This is a genomic window from Xanthobacter sp. BG11Y11_SDJG (genome assembly GCF_057364445.1).
Genome location: NZ_JBNFNU010000311.1, coordinates 1 through 5076, shown reverse-complemented (window position 1 = coordinate 5076; position 5076 = coordinate 1). Strand labels below are relative to the sequence as shown.

Here is a 5076-nt window from a genome sequence, read left to right as displayed (position 1 = left end):
TGCCGTCATCCCCCGGCTTTTTCCGGGGGATCAACTTCGCCGCTGGACCGGGCGTCAGCTTGCGCCGCGCGGGGCAAGCCGCCGGTAGATGCCCCGGACGAGCCGGGGCATGGCGGCGGTGTGAGGCGAGGAGCGCGCCCGCCGCCTACTTCTTGCCGGGGGCGGCGGCCGCTACCTTGGGCGGCGGCAGGAGCTGGAGCGCCTGCACCACCTGCTGGCCGAAGCCGTTCAACAGCGCGTTCTGCTCCGCCACCGAGGTCGCCGGAAGCGCCGCCACCACGCGGCAATAGGAGACGATGAGCGCGTTCGCCACGTCCGCCAGCTTCGCCTTGGGGTTCTGCGCCGCGAGCGTGGTGGCGAGCGAGGATGCAGCCGATCCCGACACCGGCGGCTTGGGCTTGCCCAGCGCCTTTGCGGCGGCGGCCGAGAGGTTGGCCGGCACCGCCTTGCCGTCGTCCGCCGGACAGGCGAGCTTGGCGGCGAGCGAGGCCGGCTCCTTCACCACCAGCGAGGGGCCCACCGGCAGCGCCCAGATGATGGGCTGGCTGTCCACCGGACCCGACACGGTGCGGCGCGAGACCTCCATGGCGGCCTGGAGCGTGAAGCGCCGCAGCTCCGAATATTTCTGCCAGTCCGGCGCCTTGCTCTTGGCCACCACCGGGCAATAAGCGGCGGTGAGGGCATCGATGATGGTGCCGTTGCCGGCGTCGGAATTGGTGGCCTTGTAGGTGTCCACCATCAAGGGGATGGAGCGCTGGCCGCCCGCCATCATGGACGACAGCGCGGCGACCGCCTTCGGGTCGGGTCCGTCGGCGCCGGGCGCGCCGCCCACCTGCGGGCAGGTGAAGGCCGAAGCCGCCTGGGTGCCGTAGTCCGGCACGGGGGCAGTGGCGCGCCAGGCGGCAACCATGCCCGGCGTCACGTTGGCCGGCGCCGCATTGCCCCAGGAGGTGCGGACATAATTGGCGAGGTCGGCGATCTGGCCGTCGTCGAGCCGGCCGGCGAAGGAGGGCATGGCGCCATAGGTCCGCCCGCCGGCAGGCCGCCGAGCACCGCCATGATCACGTTGTAGGGCTCGGCCGCCACCACGGCCGGATTGCCGGCGAGCGGCGGGATGGTGTCGGCGCGGCCAGTCCCCTTGTCGAGGTGGCAGGCGATGCAATTGTCCACATAGAGCGTCGAGCCGCGGCGCATAGGGCGGCGGGCGACAAGGGCGAGGCGGCCTGCGGCGCAGGGCGGTCCGGCCGGCGGCGGGGCGTCGAGTAGATAGGTGACCAGCGCGGTGCGGTCGGCATCGGTGAGGAAGGAGAGCGAATCGTGCACCACCTCCGCCATCGGCCCGAACACCGAGGTCTTGCCGGTGGCCGAGCCGCTCTTGAAGAAGGCCGAGAGGCTGTCGTCGGTCCAGCCGTTCTTCTTCAGCGACGCGGTGTCGATGTCGGGCGCCCAGAAGCCGTCGATCTCGGCGCCCTGGAACAGGTGCTTGGCCTTGGTGGCGCCCATCAGGTTGCGCGGGGTGTGGCAGTCCGAGCAGTGGCCGAGCGCGGTGGCGAGATAGGCGCCGCGGTTCCACGCCTCGCTCTTGCCGGGGGTGGGGGTGAAGCGCTTCTGCTCGAAGAACAGTTCGCGCCAGGCCAGCATGCCGAGGCGGATGTTGAAGGGGAAGGCGAGCCCGTTCTCCGGCGGCGTGTTGGGGATCGGCGGGATTTGCCGCACGTAAGCCCACAGCGCCTTCATGTCGTCGTCCGAGATGCCGGTATAGGCGTCGAACGGCATGGCTGGGTAGAGATAGGCGCCGTCGGCGCGGATGCCGTTGCGCACCGCGTTGACGAACTGGTCGTAGGTCCAGTCGCCGATGCCGGTGGTGCGGTCGGAGGTGATGTTGGGCGAGAAGATGACGCCGAACGGCGTGTTCAGCCCGAGCCCGCCGGCGAACGGCTTGCCCTTGGGATCGGCCGAATGGCAGGGCATGCAGTCGCCCGCCTTGGCGAGATATTCGCCGCGCGCGATCAAAGCGGCATCGTCCGCCGTCTGGGCGAAGGCCGGGCCGCAGGCCAGGATGCCACCCGCGACGAGCGCGCCGAACACATTGATAACCCTGCGCATTCCTGCCCCCTTATGGTCGTCGCCCGCGTCGCCGAACCCGCCCTCGCGCGCCGTTGCGCGAAAGAATCGTGATCTAGCCCTAGCTTGGACATCTTACAAAATAGCGACGCCCGTGCAGCCCGGAGTTTCACGTAAATGGCCCGGCGCGGCGAGTTGCCGGGGGCGGCAGGCTTTGCCACATAGGGGACGCGAGAGGGACACCATGACCGCGCCTGACCCCCTGAGACCGCTGCGCTCCACAAAGGTGGAGGCGCTCACCGAGGCCGAGGCCGCCGCCGAGCACGCGGCGCTGGCGGACGCGATCCGCGGCCATGACGCCCTCTATTACCGTGAGGATGCGCCGATCGTCTCGGACGCCGAGTACGACGCCCTGCGCCGCCGGTATGAGGACATCGAGGCGCGCTTTCCCGGGCTGAAGGGCGCGGACAGCCTGTCCGAGCAGGTGGGCGCGGCGCCGGTGGAGAAGTTCGGCAAGGTGGTGCACGGCGTGCCCATGCTCTCGCTCGCCAACGCCTTCTCCGACGCGGAGGTGGAGGAGTTCGTGGCGCGGGTGCGCCGCTTCCTCAATCTCAAGGCCGAGGACGAGGTGGCCTTCACCTGCGAGCCGAAGATCGACGGACTGTCCTGCTCGCTGCGCTATGAAAACGGGCGGCTTCAGGTGGCCGCGACCCGAGGTGACGGGCAGGTGGGCGAGGACGTGACGCAGAACGTGCGCACCATCGCCGAGATTCCCGCCCGCGTCTCCGCCCCCGACTTTCCCGAGGTCATCGACATTCGCGGCGAGGTCTACATGTCCGCCGCCGACTTCGCGGCGCTGAACGCCCGGCAGGCGGAGGCCGGCGAAAAGGTGTTCGCCAACCCCCGCAACGCCGCCGCCGGCTCGCTGCGCCAGCTCGACCCCGCCATCACTGCGTCCCGGCCGCTGAAATTCTTCGCGTACGCCTGGGGCGAGGCCTCGTCCCTGCCGGCAGACACCCAGCACGGCATGGTGGAGGCGTTCGCGCGCTGGGGCTTTCCCACCAACACGCTCACCATTCGCGCCACCGATGCGGCCGGGCTCATCGCCCATTACCGCAGGATCGAAGAGGAGCGGGCGCGGCTCGGCTACGATATCGACGGCGTGGTCTACAAGGTGGACCGGCTCGATCTGCAGCGCCGCCTCGGCTTCGTCTCGCGCGCGCCGCGCTGGGCGCTGGCGCACAAGTTCCCGGCCCAGCAGGCCACCACCATCCTTGAGGAGATCGAGATCCAGGTGGGCCGCACCGGGGCGCTCACCCCGGTGGCGAAGCTCACCCCGGTCACCGTGGGCGGCGTGGTGGTCTCCTCCGCCACGCTCCACAACGAGGACGAGATCGCCCGCAAGGACATCCGCGTCGGCGACACGGTGGTGGTGCAGCGCGCTGGCGACGTGATCCCCCAGGTGGTGCGGGTGCTTGCCGACCACCGCCCGCCCGATGCGGTGCCCTACCAATTCCCCCACACCTGCCCCGCCTGCGGCTCCCACGCGGTGCGGGAGGTGGACCCGAAGACAGGCAAGGAAGACGTGGTGCGCCGCTGCACCGGCGGCCTCGTCTGCCCGGCGCAGATGGTGGAGCGGCTGCGCCACTTCGTCTCCCGCAACGCCTTCGACATCGAGGGGCTGGGGGAAAAGCAGGTGGCGGCCCTCTATGAATGGGGCCTGGTGAAGTCCCCCGCCGACATCTTCACGCTGGCGGCGCGCAATGCGCGCGATCTTCAGCGGCTGGAGAACCGCGAGGGCTGGGGCAAGACCTCTGCCACCAACCTGTTCGCCGCCATCGAGGGCCAGCGCAAGGTTTCGGTCGACCGCTTCGTGTTCGCGCTCGGCATCCGCCATGTGGGCGAAACCAACGCCAAGCGCCTGATGCGCCATTACGGCACCGTGGAGGGGCTGCGCGACGGCGCGCTGTCCGCCGTGATGCCGGGGGAGGCGCACCCCAAGGGCAATGAGGGCTGGGCCGAGCTGACCGGCATCGACGGCATCGGCACCGTGGTGGCCGAGGCGGTGGTGGAGTTCTTCGCCGAGCCGAGGAACCAGGAGGTGGTGGCGGCCTTGCTGGAGCAGGTGGAGCCGCAGCCGATGGAGCAGGTGGCGGCGGAAAGTCCGGTGGCGGGCAAGACCGTGGTGTTCACCGGCGCCCTGGAGCGCATGACGCGGGACGAGGCGAAAGCGATGGCCGAGCGCCTGGGCGCGAAGGTGGCCGGCTCCGTCTCCGCCAAGACCGACCTCGTGGTGGCCGGGCCGGGCGCGGGCTCGAAGCTTGAAAAGGCGCGCGGGCTGGGGGTGGAGGTGATCACGGAAGACGAATGGTTCGAGCGGGTGGGATGAACTGCCGGCCCGCGCCCGGCGCGCCGCGCGAGGACGCCCTCACGCCTCCGGCTTGAGCGTCGCCGCGATGGCGCGCTCCACGGTGGCGTCGGCGTCGAAGGCCACCGGCACGCCGAGCACGCGGGGCCAGAACAGCGGCTCCTTGATGGCGCCGAGGAACTGCGCCGCCGCCAATTCGGGATCGGCGCCCGGCGCAAGGCGGCCCTCCTGCGCCAGGGTCGAGAAATAGCCGTGCAGCGCCTTGACCACGGGTTCCTTGCCGGCGGCGAAATAGGCCTGCGACAGCTCCGGAAAGCGCGGCGCCTCGGCGATCACGAGGCGCAGCAGCGGGATCACGTCCGGCCGGTCCCAGTGGTCCTTCAGCCCGTCCACATAGGCCCGCAGCACCGCGCGCGGGCAGCCGGCGGTCTCCGCCGGCAAAGGCGGCGCGCGGGTGAGATGGGACCAGGCCGCGTCGATCACGGCGGCGAACAGGTCCGCCTTGCTCTCGAAGTGCTGGTAGAGCGTGCGCTTGGAGACCGGCGCCGCGGCCGCCACCGCATCCATGGAGGTGGCGCCATAGCCCTTCTCCAGGAACAGCGCGCGCAGCCGCCGCCAGGATGCGCCGCCGGCGGTGCGCGCGG

The 5076-nt window shown here is 70.7% G+C and carries 4 protein-coding genes; 1 reads left to right on the top strand and 3 read right to left on the bottom strand.

The features are described 5' to 3' along the window. Window positions 1-145: 145 nt before the first annotated feature. Both AC2W7M_RS19465 and AC2W7M_RS19460 read right to left on the bottom strand, forming a co-directional pair. Window positions 146-1015, bottom strand: coding sequence for a c-type cytochrome (locus tag AC2W7M_RS19465; RefSeq protein ID WP_486134194.1), 870 nt, complete (start codon window positions 1013-1015; stop codon window positions 146-148). Next, window positions 919-2106: a c-type cytochrome gene (locus AC2W7M_RS19460; protein ID WP_486134192.1), complete on the bottom strand. Its 1188-nt coding sequence runs from the start codon at window positions 2104-2106 to the stop codon at window positions 919-921. Before AC2W7M_RS19460 ends, AC2W7M_RS19465 begins: the two co-directional genes overlap by 97 nt. Window positions 2107-2308: 202 nt before the next feature. Between AC2W7M_RS19460 and ligA the strand changes: the two genes are divergently transcribed. Continuing rightward, the gene (gene ligA / locus AC2W7M_RS19455) at window positions 2309-4453 is read left to right on the top strand and encodes an NAD-dependent DNA ligase LigA (protein ID WP_486134190.1); all 2145 of its coding nucleotides are present in this window, start codon (window positions 2309-2311) and stop codon (window positions 4451-4453) included. A gap of 39 nt (window positions 4454-4492) precedes the next feature. On the opposite strand, the gene AC2W7M_RS19450 is transcribed toward ligA, so the two are convergent. Next, window positions 4493-5076 (bottom strand): TetR/AcrR family transcriptional regulator (locus AC2W7M_RS19450; protein ID WP_486134188.1); only part of this gene is annotated, 584 nt, incomplete at its 5' end.